This is a genomic window from Hirschia maritima DSM 19733 (genome assembly GCF_000378345.1).
In the GTDB taxonomy this organism is placed as follows: Bacteria; Pseudomonadota; Alphaproteobacteria; order Caulobacterales; family Hyphomonadaceae; genus Hirschia; species Hirschia maritima.
In genome coordinates, this window is record NZ_KB899546.1 from 189,523 (window position 1) to 210,913 (window position 21,391).

The 21,391-nt window shown below is 44.4% G+C and carries 22 protein-coding genes; 12 read left to right on the plus strand and 10 right to left on the minus strand.

Features of this window, described 5'->3' with window-relative positions; all coding sequences use genetic code 11:
• The 5 genes from ftsY to F551_RS0109165 form a co-directional block, all read left to right on the plus strand.
• Positions 1-1,270 (plus strand): signal recognition particle-docking protein FtsY (gene ftsY / locus F551_RS16570; RefSeq protein ID WP_018997199.1); only part of this gene is annotated, 1,270 nt, incomplete at its 5' end.
• Positions 1,270-2,130, plus strand: a complete 861-nt coding sequence (locus F551_RS0109150; protein ID WP_018997200.1) for a DMT family transporter — start codon at positions 1,270-1,272, stop codon at positions 2,128-2,130. The genes ftsY and F551_RS0109150, both read left to right, overlap by 1 nt.
• Positions 2,131-2,211: 81 nt before the next feature.
• Positions 2,212-3,669, plus strand: a complete 1,458-nt coding sequence (locus tag F551_RS0109155; RefSeq protein WP_018997201.1) for an oligosaccharide flippase family protein — start codon at positions 2,212-2,214, stop codon at positions 3,667-3,669.
• 75 nt (positions 3,670-3,744) lie between these two features.
• A complete protein-coding gene (locus F551_RS0109160) occupies positions 3,745-4,410 on the plus strand; it encodes an inner membrane-spanning protein YciB (RefSeq protein WP_018997202.1) in 666 nt (221 codons plus the stop codon).
• A 179-nt stretch (positions 4,411-4,589) separates the two neighbouring features.
• On the plus strand, positions 4,590-5,150 hold the full coding sequence (locus F551_RS0109165; protein ID WP_018997203.1) for a MarR family winged helix-turn-helix transcriptional regulator: 561 nt from the start codon (positions 4,590-4,592) through the stop codon (positions 5,148-5,150).
• 59 nt (positions 5,151-5,209) lie between these two features.
• On the opposite strand, the gene F551_RS0109170 is transcribed toward F551_RS0109165, so the two are convergent.
• Genes F551_RS0109170 through ccmA form a run of 5 tightly spaced genes read right to left on the minus strand, consistent with a single transcriptional unit; the run spans position 5,210 to position 8,005 of the window.
• Positions 5,210-5,743, minus strand: a complete 534-nt coding sequence (locus F551_RS0109170) for a thiol:disulfide interchange protein (protein ID WP_018997204.1) — start codon at positions 5,741-5,743, stop codon at positions 5,210-5,212.
• A complete protein-coding gene (gene ccmD, locus F551_RS17635; RefSeq protein ID WP_018997205.1) occupies positions 5,740-5,880 on the minus strand; it encodes a heme exporter protein CcmD in 141 nt (46 codons plus the stop codon). The genes F551_RS0109170 and ccmD overlap by 4 nt, the downstream gene beginning before the upstream one ends.
• Positions 5,880-6,653, minus strand: a complete 774-nt coding sequence (locus tag F551_RS0109180) for a heme ABC transporter permease (protein ID WP_018997206.1) — start codon at positions 6,651-6,653, stop codon at positions 5,880-5,882. The genes ccmD and F551_RS0109180 overlap by 1 nt, the downstream gene beginning before the upstream one ends.
• A gap of 15 nt (positions 6,654-6,668) precedes the next feature.
• Positions 6,669-7,355, minus strand: a complete 687-nt coding sequence (gene ccmB / locus F551_RS0109185; protein ID WP_018997207.1) for a heme exporter protein CcmB — start codon at positions 7,353-7,355, stop codon at positions 6,669-6,671.
• Positions 7,355-8,005 (minus strand): heme ABC exporter ATP-binding protein CcmA, encoded by a 651-nt coding sequence (gene ccmA, locus F551_RS16575; protein WP_018997208.1) that lies wholly within the window; start codon positions 8,003-8,005, stop codon positions 7,355-7,357. Before ccmA ends, ccmB begins: the two co-directional genes overlap by 1 nt.
• A gap of 143 nt (positions 8,006-8,148) precedes the next feature.
• On the opposite strand from ccmA, the gene acnA reads away from it, so the two are divergent.
• Both acnA and F551_RS0109200 read left to right on the plus strand, forming a co-directional pair.
• On the plus strand, positions 8,149-10,836 hold the full coding sequence (acnA, locus tag F551_RS0109195; protein WP_018997209.1) for an aconitate hydratase AcnA: 2,688 nt from the start codon (positions 8,149-8,151) through the stop codon (positions 10,834-10,836).
• A gap of 116 nt (positions 10,837-10,952) precedes the next feature.
• On the plus strand, positions 10,953-11,690 hold the full coding sequence (locus F551_RS0109200; RefSeq protein ID WP_018997210.1) for a DUF1223 domain-containing protein: 738 nt from the start codon (positions 10,953-10,955) through the stop codon (positions 11,688-11,690).
• Positions 11,691-11,711: 21 nt separating this feature from the next.
• On the opposite strand, the gene F551_RS0109205 is transcribed toward F551_RS0109200, so the two are convergent.
• The 5 genes from F551_RS0109205 to F551_RS0109225 form a co-directional block, all read right to left on the minus strand.
• The gene (locus F551_RS0109205) at positions 11,712-12,734 is read right to left on the minus strand and encodes a DUF4340 domain-containing protein (RefSeq protein ID WP_018997211.1); all 1,023 of its coding nucleotides are present in this window, start codon (positions 12,732-12,734) and stop codon (positions 11,712-11,714) included.
• Positions 12,734-14,620: a Gldg family protein gene (locus tag F551_RS0109210; RefSeq protein ID WP_018997212.1), complete on the minus strand. Its 1,887-nt coding sequence runs from the start codon at positions 14,618-14,620 to the stop codon at positions 12,734-12,736. The genes F551_RS0109205 and F551_RS0109210 overlap by 1 nt, the downstream gene beginning before the upstream one ends.
• Positions 14,621-15,355 carry an ABC transporter permease subunit gene (locus F551_RS0109215; protein ID WP_026296751.1) on the minus strand — a complete coding sequence of 245 codons (735 nt, stop codon included), beginning with the start codon at positions 15,353-15,355 and terminating at the stop codon, positions 14,621-14,623.
• A gap of 80 nt (positions 15,356-15,435) precedes the next feature.
• The gene (locus F551_RS0109220) at positions 15,436-16,182 is read right to left on the minus strand and encodes an ABC transporter ATP-binding protein (protein ID WP_155825893.1); all 747 of its coding nucleotides are present in this window, start codon (positions 16,180-16,182) and stop codon (positions 15,436-15,438) included.
• 455 nt (positions 16,183-16,637) lie between these two features.
• Positions 16,638-17,375, minus strand: coding sequence for a Bax inhibitor-1/YccA family protein (locus F551_RS0109225; protein WP_018997215.1), 738 nt, complete (start codon positions 17,373-17,375; stop codon positions 16,638-16,640).
• A 205-nt stretch (positions 17,376-17,580) separates the two neighbouring features.
• Here F551_RS0109225 and thpR point away from each other — a divergent pair, with 205 nt between their 5' ends.
• From thpR to rlmN, 5 genes are all read left to right on the plus strand, one after another.
• Positions 17,581-18,120, plus strand: a complete 540-nt coding sequence (thpR, locus tag F551_RS0109230; RefSeq protein ID WP_018997216.1) for an RNA 2',3'-cyclic phosphodiesterase — start codon at positions 17,581-17,583, stop codon at positions 18,118-18,120.
• 105 nt (positions 18,121-18,225) lie between these two features.
• Positions 18,226-18,771, plus strand: coding sequence for an invasion associated locus B family protein (locus tag F551_RS0109235; RefSeq protein WP_018997217.1), 546 nt, complete (start codon positions 18,226-18,228; stop codon positions 18,769-18,771).
• A 116-nt stretch (positions 18,772-18,887) separates the two neighbouring features.
• On the plus strand, positions 18,888-19,391 hold the full coding sequence (locus tag F551_RS0109245) for a hypothetical protein (protein WP_018997219.1): 504 nt from the start codon (positions 18,888-18,890) through the stop codon (positions 19,389-19,391).
• Positions 19,392-19,425: 34 nt separating this feature from the next.
• A complete protein-coding gene (locus F551_RS0109250) occupies positions 19,426-19,821 on the plus strand; it encodes a Dabb family protein (protein WP_018997220.1) in 396 nt (131 codons plus the stop codon).
• Positions 19,822-19,887: 66 nt separating this feature from the next.
• On the plus strand, positions 19,888-21,060 hold the full coding sequence (gene rlmN, locus F551_RS0109255; protein ID WP_018997221.1) for a 23S rRNA (adenine(2503)-C(2))-methyltransferase RlmN: 1,173 nt from the start codon (positions 19,888-19,890) through the stop codon (positions 21,058-21,060).
• The last annotated feature ends 331 nt before the right edge of the window (positions 21,061-21,391 follow it).

The window sequence follows — 21,391 nt, forward strand, 5'->3', positions numbered from 1 at the left end:
TGAGCCTGAGCCTGAGCCTGAGCCTGAGCCTGAGCCTGAGCCTGAGCCTGAGCCTGAGCCTGAGCCTGAAGAGCAAATCGTTTCAGGTGAAAATAACAAGCAGGAAAATACAGAAAACAGCGATAACCTTGATGTTTCTGCGACAAATGTAGATATATCATCATCGGATGAAGCCGTCTCAGTGGAAAGTCTACCATTTCAAACACTTGAAGAAGTGGCTCAAGAAAAAGCTGACACGGCGGCACCAAAGGAAGATGAAACATCCTCTCCTGAACCTATCGAAGAAGAACTAATCGCGGAAACCGAGATAGATGATCCAATAGCAGAAACCAAAACCACTGGTTTCTTCTCTCGGATGACACAAGGGCTCCGCCGCTCGTCGTCTAAGCTTGCTGATGGCATTACTTCAGTCTTTACGAAGAAGAAGCTTGATGACGATACATTGGAAGACCTAGAAGATCTTCTAATTTCTTCAGACTTGGGTACAAATGTTGCCATGCGGGTTTGCGACAACATTCGCAAAGATCGTTTTGATAAAGAAGTATCCAGTGAAGAGATCAAACAAGCTCTAGCATCTGAAATTGCTCAAGTACTTCAGCCTCGAGAAGAAGTGTTGGATTTATCTGAAGGTCCCTCTCCTCGTGTGGTTTTGTTTGTGGGTGTAAATGGATCGGGCAAAACCACCACGATTGGTAAAATAGCCAGCAAACTATCAGCGCAAGGTGCTGACCTTTTACTTGCCGCCGGTGACACATTCCGCGCTGCCGCAGTTGAGCAACTAAAGGTCTGGGCTGACCGCTCAAATTCTGGCTTCCTGTCTCGCCCAGATGGAGCTGATTCAGCAGGTCTCGCCTATGATGCAATTCAGCAAGCCAAACAAGAAAACCGAGATCTTGTTTTAATCGATACCGCAGGCAGGCTCCAAAATAGAACAGAGCTCATGGATGAATTGGCGAAAGTTGTCCGCGCCATCCGTAAAGTTGAACCAACTGCTCCTCATGATGTTATCTTAGTTCTGGATGCAACTGTTGGTCAAAATGCCCTGTCGCAAGTCGAAGCCTTTAAGCACACTGCAGGCGTAACAGGTCTGGTAATGACCAAGTTAGATGGGACTGCAAAAGGGGGCGTGCTCGTTGCAATTGCTGATAAACATGCAATTCCAATCCACTTTGTCGGTATCGGTGAAAAAGCAGAAGACCTTCACCCCTTCTCGGCTGATGCATTCGCCAATGCACTGGTAGGTCTGAGTGATGATGTAACGGGGGAATAGTGTCTCCGATACTCCTAGCAGTCTGTCTTGGCATTGGCGCTGCGATTACATTAGCAATAGCCAATGCATCAATAAAAGCATCTGGTGACGTGCTGATGTCTCGTGCGACTATGTCAGCCTCAGCCGCGCTACTCGTTTTACCTGCCGCATTTGTTGTGCCGTTACCCAATAAAGAGACATGGTTGATATTGCTTTTATCGATTCCTGCGCATGCGATCTACCAAACGACACTCGTACGCGCCTTAACACGCGGCGATTTATCGTTAGTTTTCCCAATAATGAGGGGTGGAGCGCCTCTCATAACTGCCTTGGTTGCGTTTTTTATTCTCCAAAATGAATACACAGCACTCTCAATTCTAGGGCTAATTATCGCCAGTATTTCAACCATCATTTTTGCGCTTCCCGATGGTAAAATTACTCAAGACCCAGAAAGACGAAAAACTGCTCTTCTATGGGCCATTGCGTGCAGCGCTTGTATAGCGATGTACAATATAATTGATGCTCAGGGAGTACGTGCCGCACCCTCTCCTTTCACTTTCATTGTTTGGTTATTCTTACTGGATGCACTCCCCATAAACGCTGCTGCAATTTGGGTGCGCCGCGGGTCATACATCTATTCCTGCAAACAAAAGTGGAAATATGGCTTAACCGCCGGTGCATGCTCGGTCATTTCTTTTGGAATGACCCTTTATGCTTTTAGCTTTGCTGATGTTACTTTTGTTTCAGCTCTGCGAGAAACATCTGTCGTATTTGCCGCAATAATAGGCTGGCGAATGCTGAAAGAAGGCTCCGGAATTAGAAGAATTTTAGCAGCCACTTCACTCGTCGTTGGATTGATTCTATTTCAAGTAGCTGGGTAAAGCTATTGTATTTGTTTCCTAAATTCTATAGCACAACACCATTGCTACCCATAATTCCCATAAGGACGAAGTAATAATCTAATGATCTGGCGCCACCTTTTCGGCTATCTACCAGTCAACATTGTCCACGGATTAGTCTCCTTTGGAACAGTGTTTGCCTACACGCGCCTTCTTGGGGATGAAGGTTATGGAAGCTATGCACTCGTACTCACGCTAATGTCAGCTTCACACACATTCACCCTCACGTGGACTGAAGCTTCTGCCTATCGGTTTGCCGGAGAAGCCCAAGCAAAAGGTGGAATGAATGATCACATTAGAACCTCTCTGGGGTTAGTTGGATTAAGCTTGATACCAGCTTTGCTTATTGTTGCATGTGGATGGCTATTCACAGGCAACAATCCCACAATGCAGATGGCGATAGTTTGGCTAGCTTTGTCACTGCCATGTATGTCCATTGTTAAACTTAGTCAGGAAATTCACAGAGCGCGCCAACAAGTTTCTAGATACGCAATTATTAGCATTCTAAACACTCTGGTCAGTTTTGCACTGGGTCTCTTTTTTGCTGCATTTACAAATGCTGGAGCTTCCGGACCTTTTATTGGGTTTGCAATCGGAGGCATTATCTTTGCGATTATCCAGGGACTTTATTTATTGAACCTGTCCAAAGGTGGAAAGTTTATCAAATCGAGAGCGGAGAACTATTTCAAATATGGAATGCCGCTCGCATTGGCGCTTCTCCTTGATATTGCACTAAGTACTGGCGACAGATTCCTAATTGCATATTTCCTAGACAATGCAGCTGTGGGTGCCTACGCCGCCGGTTATGGTGTTGCGGATCAGTCCATAAGATTACTGTGTATGTGGGGAGCCATGGCTGGTGCCCCTCTTCTCATGGAGGGTTTTGAAAAACACGGTATTGCAGGAGTAAGGGAACCCGGCCGCGCTCTTGTTCGTATGTTGATACTCATATCATTCCCAGCTGCAACCGGACTGGCTCTCGTTGCACAACCACTTGCTGACTTCATGATTGGTGAGGAACTAAGAGATCAGGCAAAACTCACAATCCCATGGATTGCAGTGGCAGGATTGCTCAATGGTTTGATCATCTATTATTTCTCAGAATCATTTCAGTTGGCAAAAAAGACTGCACTTAGAGCCGTCCTTATGCTAATTCCCGCAGTGTTCAATGTGATCTTGAATATAGTTTTACTGCCAAAAATTGGACTAATGGGAGCCGTTTATTCTACTGTTGCGGCTTACGCTATTGCTGTGATTATCATGGCAATAATTGGACGGAAATTCGTTCCGCTTCCAATCCCGTACAGAGCCATAGGTTTAACGAGCCTTGCGTGCCTATTGATGGCGGCTGTTGTACACATTTTACCATCATGGGGTGGTTTGCCAGAACTTATTCTCAAAGCGTTAGTAGGTGGAATCGTCTATATTATCGCTGCTGTTGCATTAAATGCAGGTGGCGCACGAGATTTAGTTCAACAAGTTACGGGTAGATATTCCTCCGAAACAGCAAGTGAAGGATAGACCTTCTTTCCTTTAACTGGCGACGAGACAAAGTATTTGATGACATCAGTGTAAATTTTAGCCATAAAGCAAAACATGACTGACACTGAAATTACAAATCAAAACGATACTGGTCCTTCAGAAGACACACCCAAAAAACCAACGTCCATATGGCGTGAACTGGGTCCTGTTTTATTATTTGTGGTCGTTTACAACGTCTCAAGACGTTTTCCTGATGATGGCAGCTTGTTTTCAAAAGAAACAGCCATCTATTGGAGTACGGGATCGTTTATGGTCGCTATCCTCGGTGTGATAAGTTGGGCTCTTTTTCAAAAAGAAAAACTCTCACCGATGCTGATTGTATCCGGTGTTATAGTCACAGTCTTTGGCGGGCTAACGATCTTCTTACAAAGCCCTGAATTTGCCTACTACAAACCAACCATCATCAATATGCTATTTGCTGGCCTGATATTTGGTGGTCTCGCTATAGGAAAAAACGTCTGGAAAATTGCGTTCCAACATGCGTTTAATTTGCCAGATTACGCTTGGAAAACATTCGCTATTCGATGGGGTCTATTCTACATATTCCTTGCAGCCCTCAATGAATTTTTGTGGCGCACACAAACAGAAGATTTTTGGGCCAACGCAAAATTGTTTTTGGTTATGCCTGCGACATTTTTATTTATGATCGCAAACATGCCTTATCTAGTAAAACATTCTCACGATGACATTCTTGGAACGCGTGATCAATCACAACAATAAGCCACTGTCATTGTTGAACTGAGATTAAAACCACAGTCAGTTCTTGGTTGTATTGGCGGTATTTAAAGTCTCTGAAAACTGACACGAAACCTTCATTTGCAATTTCGGTTTTCACTATGTAGTCAGACAACGGATGAAAGAACTTTCATTTTACCTTGTCTTTCAGAACGGTGGGGCTGATGTCTGAAAAAGAAGTAAAACCCGAAGAAGACTTTGCATTTAAGCTTAGTGAGTCTCCCGCTCATTTGCTACGCAGATCACAACAGTACGCGACTGAAATTTTCACTGACCTTGGAATGGCGGACAACGTCACTCTTCGCCAATCTGTTGTGTTAGCCGCTATTGCAGAAAAAGAAGGCCTTAGCCAATCAGAATTAGTGATAGCTACAGGTATTGATCGATCCACACTTGCAGACATGATAGCTCGCATGGAATCTCGCGGGCTAGTTAAACGAAAAGCCGCTGATGGCGATGCGAGAGCAAAATCTGTTTCGCTTACGACTTTGGGCAAAGACGCGCTAGAAGACGCAATGCCAGCAATGCAGAGAGTCGACAAAGCGCTTCTCTATTCTCTCCCTAAAAATAAACGAAAAGCATTTTTAACAATCCTAACCTTACTTGCGGCAGCAGCTGATGAGGATGATTTCGACCCTTTCAAGGAAAGTGGAAAGAGCAAGAAAAAAGACCGGAAGAAAAAGTCTAAAAAAAAACTGACTAACAAGGTAAAGAAGAAGAAATAGCGAAACTGATGGCACAGTCATCCGCAGTTTTGTCCTAATTTGATTTTAGGAACCTCAAACTATTCAATTTCGTTCTTCAAAGTCTTATATGCTTGTAGAAATTCTTTGGCATCCTCGGCATACAAGGGACCTCGATGTTGACGCACAATAACCCCTTTAGCATCGATTAAAAATGTCTCTGGCACTGAATTTATTCCTAACGCCAAACCGACCATTCCGTCCTTATCCAAGGGGACTGTCGTAAACGGGTTTCCATCTATAGCTAGCATAGATTTGATTGTGGATTCCTTATCCTTATAAGCAATTCCGACAATTGAGGCCTGTTCAGACATTTCCATCAATAGCGGGTGTTCCAACTTACATGGGGCACACCACGTCGCCCATAGATTGACAATTACCGGCTCGCCCAAATGATCCGATAATTTGTAATCAGCATGTTCAAGAGTAGGTAATTCTATTGCTGGGGCCGGCCTAACTTTCCCAACGAAAAGATCTGATTTGTCGGCATCGCCCACTTGTCCAAGTTTAACAATAGAAAGCGCAGCTAGGCCAACCAACAAAACAATGGGCAGGATGAAAAAAATCCGTTTCATATGTCCTCCTCAGCCTGAAGCCGTTCAAGTTTATTCTTTGAATTTTTCATGCGAATGGCAATGAAAGCAGTTAAGAAAACTATCAACGAAACAGTTATCGCATAAGCTGACCAGACATAAGGCGCGTACTTGTCCATCAGTCTTCATCCTCTTCTGCATATCGTCTTTGAATCAAAACCTCAGCACGGCGCGCATAAATTTCTGCGCGCATATTCATAATCACCAATGCCCCAAACAAAAGTCCATATCCTACCAACACCGTAAGAAGTGGACTTAAGAACGGCTCGGGTAATTCCGAATGAATAATTTCCGAAGGCTTGCTGAGCTTTTCTCGCCAGTCATCTGCCAATCGTATCGACGCTTTTTGATGCAATGTGGTCCACCATTCGACAGACCATTTAATAATCGGAATATTAACCGCCCCGACCATGCACAGAATTGCCGCTGCACGTGCTGCTTTCTGTTGGGTCTCAAAGGCAGACCAAATAGCCATATACCCCAGATACAAGAAAAACAGGATCAACACGGATGTAAGACGCGCATCCCATTCCCACCAAGTATCCCATATGGGCTTTCCCCATAAACTTCCTGTTATCAAACAGATAGCCGTAAACACAGTTCCGATAGGAGCAGCGGACTTTCCAGCAATATCTGCAAGAGCGTGCTTCCAAATTAAAGAAGAGATGCTTGCGCTGACCATAAAGGAATAAACGCCCATACACATCATTGCTGCAGGCACATGGATAAACATGATCCGCGCTGCATCGCCTTGACGGTAATCAGCTGGCGCAATGAAGAGCCCGATATAAATGCCAACTCCAAGGGTTATAACAGCCAAGCCCAACAGCACAGGTCCTACCCACCGTGTCGCATTCATAAATTTAAGTGGGTTCGCAAATGTAGAAATCATAATTTGCTGTTATCCCTAATCTAATGCCGTTTTCAATGCTGCACCCGAAGCAAAAGGCCCTAATGCAATTGCCACCAATGCACATGCACCACATAGCGCCATTGATCCAGTCCAATCTCTTCCTTCGGCTGCTGCATATAGAGCCGAAGCACCGAATATTGTCGCTGGAGCATAAAGTGGCAATGCGACAAGTGCGATCAATAATCCACCGCGCCTCACCCCCGCAGTCAATGCTGCTCCGATTGATCCGATAAAAAAGAAAGCAAGGCCGCCCAACAGAGATATGCCCAGCACGATCAACACTGCTTCGCCTGGCCCTTGGAGCATCACCCATAGAAGCGGTGCAACCAAAGCCAAAGGCAAGCCTGAAGCCATCCAGTGAGCCAATGTTTTGGACAAAGCAATACCGGTCATACTTGCCCCTGAAGACGCCAATACATCCAGAGTCCCATCCTCCAAATCGGCTTGAAACAATCGTTCCATGGGCAAAAGGCTTGCTAAAGCCAAAGAAATAAACAGAACACCTGGACCCGCTGCCTGTAGCAAATCAGTCGCTGGCCCCAAAGCTAGAGGAGTCAATGTTGCAGCACCAGCATAAAAACCTACAGGTAGCGCAGCTCCACCTCCACCAGACCAAGCCAACTTCAATTCGCGAAAAAACAAAGGTAGTAAAACGCCTTCAGCCATATTTTGTTTCTGCATCAGGCGTTTTCCAAAGAATTGGTGGGAATAGTTTTGATCTTTTTTGAAAATGGTTTCACTTCAATAACTTTAGCGTTCTCAAATCCATGACCATGCATTGCTGCAACCACGACTCCGCCTTCACTGGTATGTTTTGCAATCAGTTCTTTTACAATTTCCTGACCTTTGACATCAAGCGCAGCTAAAGGTTCGTCCAACAACCATATAGGGCGATATGTAATCAAAAGCCGTGCGAGCGAAAGTCGTCTTCTCTGCCCCGCTGATAAGCCACGCCCGGGTACATCACGTCGTTTCCATAGTCCAACTCGTTCCAGTGCAGGTCTGATTTCCGCTTTATCAGCTTGAAAAAACCTTGCCCAAAATATCATTTGATCTTCGACACTTTCTTGCGCCTTGATACCATCTTGATGGCCTAGGAAGTGGACAGGGAATTTCAATGACGAAACATCCCCTTCAATCTCATACTTAAGTGAACCACTTTCAGCGCGTGTCAGCCCTGCAAGAATACGCAAGAGAGTTGACTTTCCAGAACCATTTTCTCCGCGTAGCTCCAAAATATCGCCAGTGCTTGCTGAAAAAGACAGGTCCCGAAAAAGAGTGCGATAGCCCCGGCTTGCGCTAATTTTGCTGACGTTTAGCAAGTTAACCACTTTTTTCCAATCATTCCAATAATGTCTGCCCCAGACAAATTGCGATATCTTGTATGCTGGGTTAGTTTAAATACACATTATACCGTCGGGAAAGTAAAATCACCCGCGACCCTTTCTCCACTCCAATGGAAGGCTCTTTAAAAATGGTTTCTCTGAATAGTTTCAACGCACGCCGCGAACTTGATGTAAACGGAAAGACATACACTTACTACAGCCTACCTGATGCAGGGGAAAACGGTCTTGGTGATGTTTCCAAGCTACCCAACTCACTCAAAGTTTTACTAGAAAATCTCCTTCGCAATGAAGATGGAACAACAGTTACAGCAGATGACATCAAGGCCTTTGCTTCTTGGTTAACCGATAAAGGGACAGCCAAGCACGAAATCGCCTATCGTCCTGCCCGTGTTTTAATGCAGGACTTCACTGGTGTTCCTGCCGTCGTTGACCTAGCCGCCATGCGTGACGCTGCGAAAAACCTTGGTGCTGATCCATCAGCGATCAATCCACAAGTGCCTGTAGATCTAGTCATAGATCACTCTGTTATGGTTGATCATTTTGGAACATCTGACGCTTTTGAGGACAATGTAAAACGCGAATACCAACGCAATAAAGAGCGTTATGAATTTCTCAAATGGGGGCAATCTGCGTTTGAAAATTTCCGAGCAGTTCCTCCCGGAACAGGTATTTGCCATCAGGTGAACTTGGAATATTTAGCTCAAACTGTTTGGACCAAAGATGAGAATGGCGAAACGCTCGCTTACCCCGATACGTGTGTGGGAACTGACTCGCACACAACAATGATAAATGGATTATCCGTATTGGGTTGGGGCGTTGGCGGCATTGAAGCAGAAGCTGCTATGCTAGGCCAACCTGTATCCATGCTGATCCCAGAAGTTATAGGTTTCAGGCTAACTGGTGCTTTGCCGGAAGGCTGCACTGCGACTGATCTGGTACTAACTGTTGTTCAGATGCTCCGCGAAAAAGGCGTGGTAGGAAAATTTGTTGAGTTCTTCGGTCCAGGATTGGGTAATCTCTCACTCGAAGATGAAGCAACTATCGCAAACATGGCTCCGGAGTATGGAGCCACCTGCGGGTTCTTCCCTGTTGACGAAGAAACACTAGAATATCTTAAAACCACCAACCGGAATGCAGACCAGATTGCCCTAGTAGAAGCTTATACTAAAGCTCAAGGCATGTTCCGCGAAGATGGCGCTGAACCTGATTTCACTGATGTTTTAGAGCTCGATATCTCTACAGTTCAACCCTCTATTTCAGGTCCTAAACGCCCGCAGGACCGTATATTGCTAGAAGAAGCTTCAGATGCTTTTGCTTTTGCGCTGCACCAAGAATTCGATGAATTGGAACGAGCACACATCCGTTCTAAAGTAGAGGGTGAAGAATACTCCATTGGCCACGGAGATGTGGTTATTGCAGCAATCACGTCTTGTACAAATACATCAAATCCATCAGTTCTTATCGCAGCCGGATTAGTTGCGCGCAATGCTGTTAAACGTGGTCTAGAGGTGCAGCCTTGGGTTAAAACTTCTCTGGCCCCCGGATCGCAGGTCGTGACTGACTATCTGGAGAAAGCTGGTCTACAGGATGATTTGGATGCACTAGGATTCAATTTGGTGGGTTATGGATGTACCACATGTATCGGAAATTCAGGCCCACTACCTGATAAAATTTCTAAAGCGATCAACGCTGAAAACCTTGTCGCAACATCAGTACTCTCAGGTAATCGCAATTTCGAAGGCCGTATCAGCCCAGATGTACGCGCTAATTATCTAGCTTCCCCGCCATTAGTCGTTGCATACGCATTAGCTGGATCGATGAATGTAGATATTTCAAAGGATCCAATTGGTTATGACGATGACAATGAACCAGTCTACCTAAAAGACATTTGGCCAAGCTCAAAAGAGATCGCTGAAATCGTACGTGAATGTGTCACTACAGACATGTTTGATGAACGCTATGGAAATGTCTTCAAAGGCGATGAAGAATGGCAAAAAATACAAGTCTCTGGTGGTGAGACATATGATTGGCCAGAATCCACTTATGTTGCAAATCCTCCCTATTTCAACGGCATGACACTTACACCAGATGCTCCCAAAGATGTTAAAAATGCAGGGGTAATGGGCTTATTTGGCGGATCAATAACAACGGACCACATTTCACCGGCAGGAAATATTAAAGTCGATAGTCCTGCAGGACGTTATCTTAAAGATAAGAATGTTCCTGTGACAGAATTCAATTCTTATGGCTCACGTCGTGGAAACCATGAAGTCATGATGCGCGGAACATTTGCCAACATTCGTATAAAAAATCTAATGATCCCTGGCTCTGAAGGTGGAGTCACCAAGCATTTCCCATCTGGTGATGAAATGGACATTTATGATGCGTGCATGCGTTATAAAGAAGAAGGCAGAGAATTGGTGGTCTTCGCTGGCGAACTTTATGGAAACGGATCATCACGAGATTGGGCAGCAAAAGGTACGACATTGTTAGGTGTTCGAGCTGTCATCACGCAATCATTTGAACGCATCCACAGATCTAACCTTATCGGAATGGGCGTGTTGCCACTGCAATTCCAGGACGGTGAGAATTGGCAGGAATTGGGCATGAAAGGCGATGAAGAAGTTAGCATTGAAAACATTGCCGCAATCCAGCCACGAGAAACCGTTCCCGTAAGGATAAAATTTTCAGATGGAATTGAAAAAACGATTGATGCCCTTGTCCGCATTGATACCGAAAATGAATTAGAATATTTCAAACACGGTGGTATTTTACACTATGTATTGAGAAATTTATCAGATAATTCAAGTGCATAACAATTGGTTCAACATTACAAACTCCGTTAAACTGAACGGAGTTTGTAATACGTTTTGCGTCTCACTCCGTGCTCACATTGTCTTGATTGGCAAGTTTTGGTGCAATGCGGTATACAATGCCCATGATAATGAAAAAATTCCTCCCCCTCGCTTTGTCATTCAGCTTGCTGGCTGGCGCATCACAGAGCATTGCAGAAGATAAAAGTGTTGAGAAACAAGATACTGTTTCTGTTCAAGAAGAAACTCTGTCTCCGTTTGTAGAATTATACACAAGTCAATCTTGTCCTCGTTGTCCAAAAGCAAATGAACGGTTCAAAGAATTTGCTCTCGAACAAGATATCATTGCCGTAACTTTCCCAGTCGATATTTGGGATTATATGGGCTGGAAGGATACTTTTGCTCAGGAAGAATTTACGGCACGCCAAAAAGCAATAAATACACACATGGGCCGCCGAGGGCCTTATACGCCTCAAGCAGTATTCAATGGTGAAAAACACTGCTCTGCGGTGAAAAAGAAACCGATGGAGCGCCGCTTAAAAGACACTCGCAATGCTCGCGACGAAATCAAAGTTCAATATGATGGTGCAGAGCTTTCAATTGCAGGCAATGATAAACCCCTCGAAGTATGGATTGTGGACTACACACCTGGTGATACATTTGAAACACCCAAAAGTGGAAACAATTCAAATAAAACAATGCTATATCACAACCGCGCAATTGACCTAGCATCGGCTGGGACTGTAGAGAAATCAGGTGGTATTTTACAGGCAAATTGCCAAGATCATTGTGCAATTGTATTCCAAGAACCTGCTCATGGAAAAGTAATTGGGGCCATTAAATACCCCAATTCTTAAGCGAATAAATATAGTTGAAAGCTAGTCTTTTGGAGCGATTGCAATGTCTTCAATGGGGGTTGTCATAATATTGAAATCCATTCTAGAAATTTCAAATGCCCACCCTGCTACTTTATCTTCTATGTCTTGTAGCTGAGCTATAGTTGCATCGCGTTCTACTTCAATTGCACCTGAAAAAACCGCCCAGTATTTATCTTTATCTCGAAACAATTCTGCCTCAAGTACAAGACCAAGGTGAGTGATGGTTCTGTGAATCGCTACCGGATCACCTTCAATCTCGTCTCTCGGCACTACATCAATCGGGTCAAAACGCGATAAAGCTAAAGCAGGTGGATTAGGTGTGTAATCTGCTAATAGAAGTGCATCCTCGAACGGTTTATCTAACTCAAATCGTCCAGGTGCATCTAACTTTACACGAAGCGCATAAGACGTGCCGTCAGCAAATTCGACTTGGGCTTTCGCAATATCGCCGACACCTATATTGATGACATCAAGGTCTAGCCAACGGGTTAGGTTTTGCAAAGGTGGAAACACGCTAGCATTAACAGCCCATGTCTGCATTTCGTCTGGTTTTCGGATGTAGGGAGACCCATTTTTAAACCCTACAATCAAATCAACTAGCTTATCGTCTTCATAGTTTGAAACTTGCATCAAAGCGCCAGTTCCACCGGCATAAGGGTCACCTAATCCCAAACTATCGAATTTTTTAGGATCTAAGGTCATTTGGCGGTCAAACGTCATCGACGCCAAAGCTTCTGAAAGATTAGCTATCGCCTGGATACGTATGGGGTAGCGCCCACGTTCAGTTAAAAACCACTCCTGCCCATCACGCCTTAAATGATAAGAACCTTCTTGCGTTGTAACTTTAATTTCTTCGGCTGCTGTCACATCAGCTTCAAAAGCAGGAAGAACTACGGTGCCTTTTCGGTCTTCGAGCTTGTTTCTTGATAGATCCATTCCAGATAAAAATGACATACCAATTGCTAACGCAGCTAAAGCACTAGCACCAAGCAAGATACGAGAGCGTTTCTTCGCGATAGACATTAACGACTTCTCCCCTTGCTACGGTTTCTCCAGCCAACAACTCCAAATCCAATAAACATAATTAGAACCGGCGGAAGCCAAACATTAAACAAAGCCAAACGCCCTGCTAATTGATCGATATCAATCCTGAACTCTCGTTCTATTTCTCGTAAACGTCGGCGTATCTCAACAGCTTCTGCTCTGAATCGTGCCAATTCCTCAGCTTCCGCCTGATCGACATCACCCAAACTAGACGTGTTGGAAAGTAGTCCTCCCCCTGCTCCAGCGGCACGCAATTCATCTAAGCGAGATTCGGTTTGACGAAGACGAATTTGCAAAATCTCTTGCTCTTCATACAAGCGTTCACGAGCGGAAGCTCGCATTTCATCCACGCGCGTCATAGGCCGCGCTGAAGGTGCACGAGAACGCAAATTTACAAGCGCATCTGAGCCAGAAAGATTGTCCATTGCATTTAGAATAAACGCTGCATTGTCAGCGACTGGAGCTCCACCATTTGGGCTAACATAGAAAGAGTCATCAAATATATCTGCATCAGATATCATAATGATATCAACAGACTGAGGCGATTTTTCAATATGGGGGTATTGAGTTTCTGGATCATTGGCTAGCGCAGCTAGCACTGGATCTCTGGGAATTACTAATGGTGGAATTTGATCCGTGAAACGTGAAGATAACGCACCTGTCAATCGCCCTGCCAATATTTGAGAAGTCCCCAATGCCGAGTAATTATTGAGAAGCTCGCGAGGCGTAACTTCGCGACCAGCTAATTGAGAGTTGATCATCATGGACTCTTTTGAAGTCCAGATAAGAGGCGTGAACTCAACTCCCGTTGAAGGGGTTACAACCAAAGATCCCACTGCCCCGAAATTTATCGCACGCGTTAAATCCGCTGTTACAGGATCATCATCAGACATGTTTGATCTTGGCGGTGCAATAAACAAAGGCTGTGCTTCCACAAACCTTCGTCCCTCTTCTATACGTTCGACTGGCAAACCAATTTCACGGTCAATCACAACTTCATCGACCGGGGAAAGCCCAAGCATAGTTTCTACTCGGCCCAATGATGACGACAATTGAGCGCGACGACCACGCTCTGCAATAGCTGCTTTAGAAGTTGGATCCAAAGCAATCACAGCTCGCCCTATTCTAAGTAAACCTTGCTCGATAAGGTATTGCTGACGCGGTGAAAGCTTGGGCGGGTGCACAATCATTAGTGCATCCAAATTTTTGGGTAGTGCTACAAAATCTGGTTCAATTTGCACGATTTCAAAGCTGCGGGCCAATTCACGCAAAACATAGTAATCACGCGGAGATTGCCCCGTTCCCGTTAGACTTGTTAAGCTTGTTAAAACCCCAATTCGTGCAGGCGTTGGATCGTCCAATTGGGAGATAAGTTTTACCAAGTCATACTCAAGTAGCGCCTCTCTTTCAGGCGCAAGATATGGTATGACTATCTGATCATCCACAGAGTTTCTGCCAACAATGGCAAGGTATAGTGGGTCACCTGAATCCGTCTGTGTCGATTGTACACCCGCATCAATTAAACGCTCTTCCTCATCAGAAAAAGCTTCAGGATCAATCTCTTTGACAATCACGTCTCCATCTGATCGAGCAGAGATTTCCGCAAGCAATTCCCTTACACGGGCACCATAAGCTCGAATGGCTGGATAATCAGCTGCTAGACGGCGTGAGTACACGAATTGCAATTCAACAGGCTCAGCAAGAGAAGAAGCAACTTCCTCAGCGGCGTCAGACAGAGTGAATAGACGGTTTTCGGTCATATCTAGGCGCGCGCCAGATAGCCAATTTTGGGATGTTATATTCAGGCCGCCAAATATGATGACAGCCAGTGCAGTCATGATAATTGTAAATTTTTTGGTGCTCATCTAGCTGGCCCTCCGGCTAGCAATCCAGAGAGTATTCAATACCAGCCACAAAATGATGAACCCAGAATAGAACAATAGCGCACGCAGCTCTAACACACCGCGTTGTGCTGCCTCAAAATGCGTAAGGAAAGAAAAGCTCCTCGCGTTTTCTGCTACGCCAGCACCAAATAATTCAGCCAATCCAGACGCAACCAAAGGTAAGCCCATTGCCGTAAAAACAAACCCGATTGTCACTGCCATCACGAATGCGACGACTTGATTGCCAGCAAGAGCGGACATTGCCGAACTCAACGCAATATAGCCTCCTGCCATCATAAAGCTCATAAGGTAGGCCAGAATGATAGCGGTATTGTCCGGTGAACCGAGATAATTAACTGTTACCCACATCGGAAAGGTCAATAAAAGCGCTATACCAGCCACACTCCATGCCGCCAGAAACTTACCTATCGCAAGGGACCAAATAGGCGCAGGCAGCGTTAGCAATAGTTCCAAAGTGCCTGACCGAATCTCCTCTGCCCACAATCGCATTGTTACTGCTGGCAAGAACACAAGATAGAGCCAAGGGTGAAAGAAAAAGAACGGCGCTAAATCTGCACGGTTTGTATCAAAAAAGCGGCCAATTTCAAAAGTGAATGCACCCAATGCCAATAAGAAAACAGCAATGAAAACGTAAGCTAATGGCGTAAAAAAATAAGCCCTTAACTCGCGTGCAAAAACAGAAGAAACAGCTGCAATTGCCGCCCGCCGCCGCGAACTTCGGCTCATGTGTGCATGCACTTCTTCTGCGGTATCTGAGGTGGAAGAGTTTTCGATGTTCATGCTTGCTCACCTTCTTCATGCGTTAAAAGTGAAAAAGCATCCTCCAAATTGTGTGAAACTGAATTATCCACGAGTCCCGCTGGAGTATCATCAGCCACGATCTTACCTCCATCGATAACGACAGCCCGTGAACACATCGCCTGAACCTCATCCAATTGATGAGTGGAAATCAAGATAGCCTTTTCCTTCGACATACGGTCAATCAAGCTACGCACAGCTCGTTTTTGATTGGGATCTAGTCCATCAGTTGGCTCATCCAATACTAATACAGGCGGATCGTGAATTATTGCACCGGCTAGCCCAACACGCCGCTTATACCCTTTTGACAAGGTATCAATGGACCGATCAATCACTGTTTCGATACGCGCATCAGCGATGACACGATCTAAGGCCCACCTGGTTTGAGAAGCAGAAAGTCCGTGCGTACCGGCTAAAAATGTCAAGAAACCACGCGCCGTCAAATCTCCATACAGCGGCGCTCCTTCAGCCAAATAGCCGAGCGCTATTTGCGCATTTTCTCTTTCTTGCCGAATAGATGCCCCTGCAATAAACGCGTCCCCACTGTCGGGTTCAAGATATCCAGACACCATGCGCATTGTTGTAGATTTCCCAGCTCCGTTTGGTCCGAGAAACGCAACAACCTCACCTTTTTGAACGGTGAACGAAATGCCTCTAACAGCGTGCTTTTTGCTCGCACCTACGCCATATGCTTTTGCTAGACGATCAATCTTCAACAAACTCAAAGATAGTCTCCGACTTTTGTGCTGAACCCAAATCGATTCACTGAAGATGTATTGATACATTGCGTCGAGCATTAAGCAAAGAATTGCTTGCACAACATCACATTAAAAATCATTTCAATGCGCTAAAAAAGAAAGCAAATTGTGGGGGGGGTTTAGGTTGTCGGGCAGACTTGGAACGATTGGCCACGGGGGGCTGGGGGGCTGTTGGGTCCGAGACCGTTTACTTCTCAGCCTGTCCGACATGGTTAATTTGGGGTGAATCATGTGATTTGAAAAGGGGGGAGATGCCAAAAAAACTGTAAAAACTGAATTTATCTGGTTAATTCGATGTCATGATCGTTAATTCAACAGTATTTCACTTTACGAAAACTTGAAACCTTACATTTCGAAAAGAAAAAGCCCCGATCCATAAGACCGAGGCTTTGACGAATTCAAATTAAGTTTAAACCGGAAACTTAATCGTCACCACCTGACATAAGCGCCAGAATAAACTGGAACAGGTTGATGAAATTTAGGTAGAGGCTAAGTGCACCATAGTTTGTTGCAACAGCCATCGAACGAGATTCACCACCTAAGGCATAATATGTGTGCTTCAAACGCTGAGTGTCATACGCCGTTAGGCCTGAGAAAATCAGAACACCACCGACAGAAATAATGAATTCCATCATACTGGATTTCATAAACATGTTCACAACACCCGCAATGATCAGACCGATTAGCCCCATTATCAGAAATGTTCCGAACCCTGAGAGATCTTTTTTCGTGGTATAACCAAACAGGCTAAGCCCACCAAAGGCTGCTGCTGTTACGAAAAATGCTTTACCGATTGTCAGGAAGTCTACGCCAGCACCAACGCGAGCCGCAAGAACCCAATAACCAAGACTTGCACCAAGAAGTGATACGACGGACCAGTAGATGATCCCGGAGGCCATTGGCGAAGGATTGCGCATCACAAATGATGAAACAAGCAAAATTCCAATCGGGCCAAACATAACCACGAATTTCAGCGGTGTACCAAACACAAGCGCTGTAACGGGCGCTACGGAACCGACAACATATGCAATCACTGCAGACAGCACCAACCCAAGCGCCATCTTGTTGTAGATGCCGAGCATAAAGCTACGCAGGCCCGCATCCACGGACATATCAGCAGAACCGACACCTGCATTTTGTGAATATTGATAGTTCGACATTGAACACCTTTTGTCTAAGTTGAAGACGTTAGAAACTTATAATTGTTCTGAATATAGGAAAGATTGAGGCAATTTTCCAGAAAAATCGGAGATTCTCACCTAAAATTACTTTGTCTTCCCAACATTCGATTTCAAATTGGTTTTAGACCTGATAGAATTTACCAAGAATTAAATTTAAACTCCTGCCTTTCGTGCAGAAACATATATGTCTTACCGATTATTTGCAGCCTTACCGATTCCCGAAGATATATGCGATATGCTCAAATCCATGCAAAATGGATTGAGTGGCGCAAACTGGCGAAATAGAGAAAATTTTCATCTCACACTCAGCTATTATGGCGATGTATCAGGAAATACAGCTCATGATTTGGATGCAATCCTTGCAAATATAAACATTGCCCCAATTAAAATGAGCCTTAAAGATGTCGGCCAATTTGGCGGCTTCGAACCTCACACACTTTGGGCTGGCATTTCGCCAAATGAGAATATTTTAAGGTTAGCTAAAAAATGCAAGCGCCCAAACCGTGAGCTTCACTTGCATCATGACAAACACAATTACACACCTCATGTGACGCTTGCATACCTAAACGGCATATCTTCGGAAGCTGTCAGCGAATACCTTCAGCGCCATTCCATGTTTGAAACGCCCGAATTTACCATCGACCGTTTCGCTCTGTATTCTTCGCACCCGGGCAAATACCAAAGCCACTATGAAGAAGAAGCTTCATATCCTCTTATGGGGTAACAGCTGGAAAATAACAGTTGTTATAGATACTTGCCTTATTTCTATCATGGTTAAAGGAAAGAAATTAGTCTAAAAGGCAATTTGCAACTGAGGGGTAAGTGCGACATGATATTTATAAATAAAGTAATTCAATCATTGAAATTATCCGTATTTCAAATACTTACACTAAGCTTCGCTTTTCTTACCGCAACTATGGTTCCTAATTATGCACAAGCCCAAGTAAAGGCCATTGGAAGCTTCAAGGATTGGCAAGTCTTTACCCAAAATATTGAAGGCGATCTTGTTTGTTTTGCAGCAACGGCCGCAAATGACAAAGCCCCTAAAGATGTTACGCATGGCGACATTCATTTTTTTGTAGCAAATTGGAAGTCAGGCGTTAGCAAAGGCCAACCTAGCTTGAAAGTTGGTTACGAATTGCGTGGAGATCTGCCTCCTCAAGTCATTATTGGACGTCAAAAATGGCGGATGTATACAGCCGGCAATGAAGGTTTTTTAGAAGACAAAGATGAGAATGGTGTCGTTAGAGCGCTGAAAAGAGGATCCACTTTACGCGTCGAAGCAGTTTCGGCACGCAACACGCGGACTGCCTACCACTTCTCCCTTAAAGGTTCATCTGCAGCGATTGACCGTGCAGCCGCAGCTTGCCGCTAAAATTGTATCAACATCAAAAAATTTGATTGTTACGCTCAAAAATGCGCAAATGCTCATGTGTAATAGCTTCGCTGAACAATCCTGATAAGCGCTGACGCCCACATTCAGAGGATTTTATGATCATTTCACATTTGATAACCATCATTGCGTGGCTCATTTTTGGAATGGCCAGCGCGAGCTTTGCAACGTCTCTAGGCTCACTACAATCGCTTCCATCATTCCTAAACGTGGCTTTGGAATATTGGCAGGGCTATATTCATGAGCCTATCTACAAAGCAATTGCCGTAAAATTCGAATTTCTAATCGACTTTATAATAGCGAGTGCAGTCGTTTTACATTCTCTGATTCGACAAAAATCTCGATTAAACCGATCCCACAAAGACCTAGCGATAGCATTGTCTCAAAAATCTCAAGCAATTGAATCTTTAGGTATTCCACTCAATCTTTCAGATACAAAAGCGATAAACAGATTAATTGATCGCGTAAAAACCGAAGGCATTGAAACAGACTCAGAAAACCTTCCAAGATCAAATTGGTTTTTCACAGCTCAAAGCTCATTGATGATCGCTATATTCTTTTCGGGTTCCATCTGGCTTTTCATACGACAAGTGATATATTGATTACGTTGTCATAATTCTAATGTGAGTAATCAAAATGAAGTTTGTTATAGTCGCTTTTGCCTTATTAATTTCTGCATGTGCTCACACAAGTCAAAGTCAGCCTATCAACAGTGCTGACACCTCAATTTTACTAACACATAGCGTATTTTTTAAGCTAGAAAACAATGATGAAGCTTCAATTCTCGAGCTAACAGAAGCTTGCAATAAATATCTCAAGCCACATGAAGGTATTGAATATTTTGCAGTTGGACCTCGTGCCATTGATAAGAAACGCGACGTAAATGATCAAAATTTTGATGTCGCACTCATTATAATATTCAAAGATGTCGCCTCTCACGACGCATATCAAACTAGTGAGAAACACTTGAAGTTCATTGAACTTTACAAAGATAACTGGAAAAACGTCCGCGTATTTGATGGCGTTTCATAGGTCCATTTCAGTCCCTCACCTTAAGAATACGTGACGACCGGCCAATTTCACGTTATAAGCGCCGCTATGTCCACAGAACTTGATCTATCTCGCCGTCCAGCAAAAACTGCTGAGACTGGCCCAGTAAACCTTTCCGGCTTGTCGCTTGTAAAGCTACGTGAACGCATGGAAGAGCTTGGTATTGATAAAAAGAAGGCCAAAATGCGGGCCAAACAAATATCTCACTGGATGCACAATTTTGGTGTGACAGATTTTGATGGCATGACCAATATTGCCAAAGACATGCGCGCCAAACTCGAACAAAATCATATAGTTGCTCGACCAGAAATCACCGAACACAAAGTATCTGTCGATGGGACTCAAAAATGGCTTTCCAAATTTGGACCCGGTATTGAAGCAGAAAGCGTTTTTATTCCTGATGTCGCAAGATCAGGTGCTTTATGTGTGTCTTCGCAAGTGGGTTGTACGCTCAGCTGTACTTTCTGCCACACCGGCACCCAAAAAATGGTGCGCAATCTGACAGCACAGGAAATTGTAGCTCAAGTTCTTGTAGCTCGGGACACATTGCAGGAATGGCCCACCCCTTCTGAAAACAGAAAACTGACCAACATTGTCTTCATGGGAATGGGTGAACCCCTTTATAATCTCGACAATGTAGTAGAAGCCATCGATACGATTTCAGACTGTGAAGGAATCTCTATTGGTCGCCGCCGCATAACAGTATCTACAGCCGGCGTTGCACCGAAAATTCCGGAACTTGGTGCCCGCACAAACGCAATGTTGGCAATCTCTCTACACGCCACAAATGATGACTTACGAGACGAAATTGTACCGATAAATAAAAAGTACAATCTTGAGTGCCTATTTGACGCGATACGTTCATACCCTGACCTTAGTAATTCTAAACGCGTTACCTTTGAGTACGTTATGCTTAAGGGTGTAAATGACAGTCTTTCTGAAGCTGTAGATTTGATAAAACTGCTAAAAGGCATGCCAGCAAAAATCAATTTGATTCCATTCAATGAATGGCCTGGATCTCCCTACAAGTGCTCTGATTGGGAAACAATTGAAGCATTTGCTGAAGTCCTAAATAGAGCTGGGCTGTCTGCCCCTATCCGCACACCAAGAGGTAGGGATATTTTTGCTGCATGTGGGCAGTTGAAATCAGAAAGTGTTAAAAAGCGCGCAAGTGAAGCGCTGAAAGAGAAACTAGCGAAAAAAGAAGACCCTGCGGGTTAGCGTAGTCGCTCGCCCAAATATCGAAATCTGTAGCCCAAACGCAAAAACGGCGGATGCTTTCATGTAGAAAACTCCCGCCGTCATCACAATCTACTCATACTCTACTGAGTATATATATACACTAAAAAGTGTTTACAGAATATGAACAGTGACCCAAAAATCACTAACAAGCATTAATTTTTGTTGAGAAATGGCCAAAATTAACCCTGAAAAACGCTTTTAAGCAGCGCTAAGGGGAGAAACCAAACCAAATCTAGAAAAAATCCATCACACGCGAATCATTTTCTAGAATGTTCAATCTCTCCTCTATAGCTGCCATGCGACCCGAAAT

Coding starts and splice junctions, on each gene's coding strand:
- F551_RS0109155 (WP_018997201.1), top strand. CDS start 2,212: ATGATCTGGCGCCACCTTTTCGGCTATCTACCAGTCAACATTGTCCAC.
- F551_RS0109210 (WP_018997212.1), bottom strand. CDS start 14,620: ATGAGCACCAAAAAATTTACAATTATCATGACTGCACTGGCTGTCATC.
- F551_RS0109200 (WP_018997210.1), top strand. CDS start 10,953: ATGCCCATGATAATGAAAAAATTCCTCCCCCTCGCTTTGTCATTCAGC.
- thpR (WP_018997216.1), top strand. CDS start 17,581: ATGTCTTACCGATTATTTGCAGCCTTACCGATTCCCGAAGATATATGC.
- F551_RS0109235 (WP_018997217.1), top strand. CDS start 18,226: ATGATATTTATAAATAAAGTAATTCAATCATTGAAATTATCCGTATTT.
- F551_RS0109180 (WP_018997206.1), bottom strand. CDS start 6,653: ATGATTTCTACATTTGCGAACCCACTTAAATTTATGAATGCGACACGG.
- F551_RS0109160 (WP_018997202.1), top strand. CDS start 3,745: ATGACTGACACTGAAATTACAAATCAAAACGATACTGGTCCTTCAGAA.
- F551_RS0109250 (WP_018997220.1), top strand. CDS start 19,426: ATGAAGTTTGTTATAGTCGCTTTTGCCTTATTAATTTCTGCATGTGCT.
- F551_RS0109225 (WP_018997215.1), bottom strand. CDS start 17,375: ATGTCGAACTATCAATATTCACAAAATGCAGGTGTCGGTTCTGCTGAT.
- ccmB (WP_018997207.1), bottom strand. CDS start 7,355: ATGCAGAAACAAAATATGGCTGAAGGCGTTTTACTACCTTTGTTTTTT.
- F551_RS0109165 (WP_018997203.1), top strand. CDS start 4,590: ATGTCTGAAAAAGAAGTAAAACCCGAAGAAGACTTTGCATTTAAGCTT.
- acnA (WP_018997209.1), top strand. CDS start 8,149: ATGGTTTCTCTGAATAGTTTCAACGCACGCCGCGAACTTGATGTAAAC.
- ccmD (WP_018997205.1), bottom strand. CDS start 5,880: ATGGACAAGTACGCGCCTTATGTCTGGTCAGCTTATGCGATAACTGTT.
- F551_RS0109170 (WP_018997204.1), bottom strand. CDS start 5,743: ATGAAACGGATTTTTTTCATCCTGCCCATTGTTTTGTTGGTTGGCCTA.
- F551_RS0109245 (WP_018997219.1), top strand. CDS start 18,888: ATGATCATTTCACATTTGATAACCATCATTGCGTGGCTCATTTTTGGA.
- rlmN (WP_018997221.1), top strand. CDS start 19,888: ATGTCCACAGAACTTGATCTATCTCGCCGTCCAGCAAAAACTGCTGAG.
- F551_RS0109205 (WP_018997211.1), bottom strand. CDS start 12,734: ATGTCTATCGCGAAGAAACGCTCTCGTATCTTGCTTGGTGCTAGTGCT.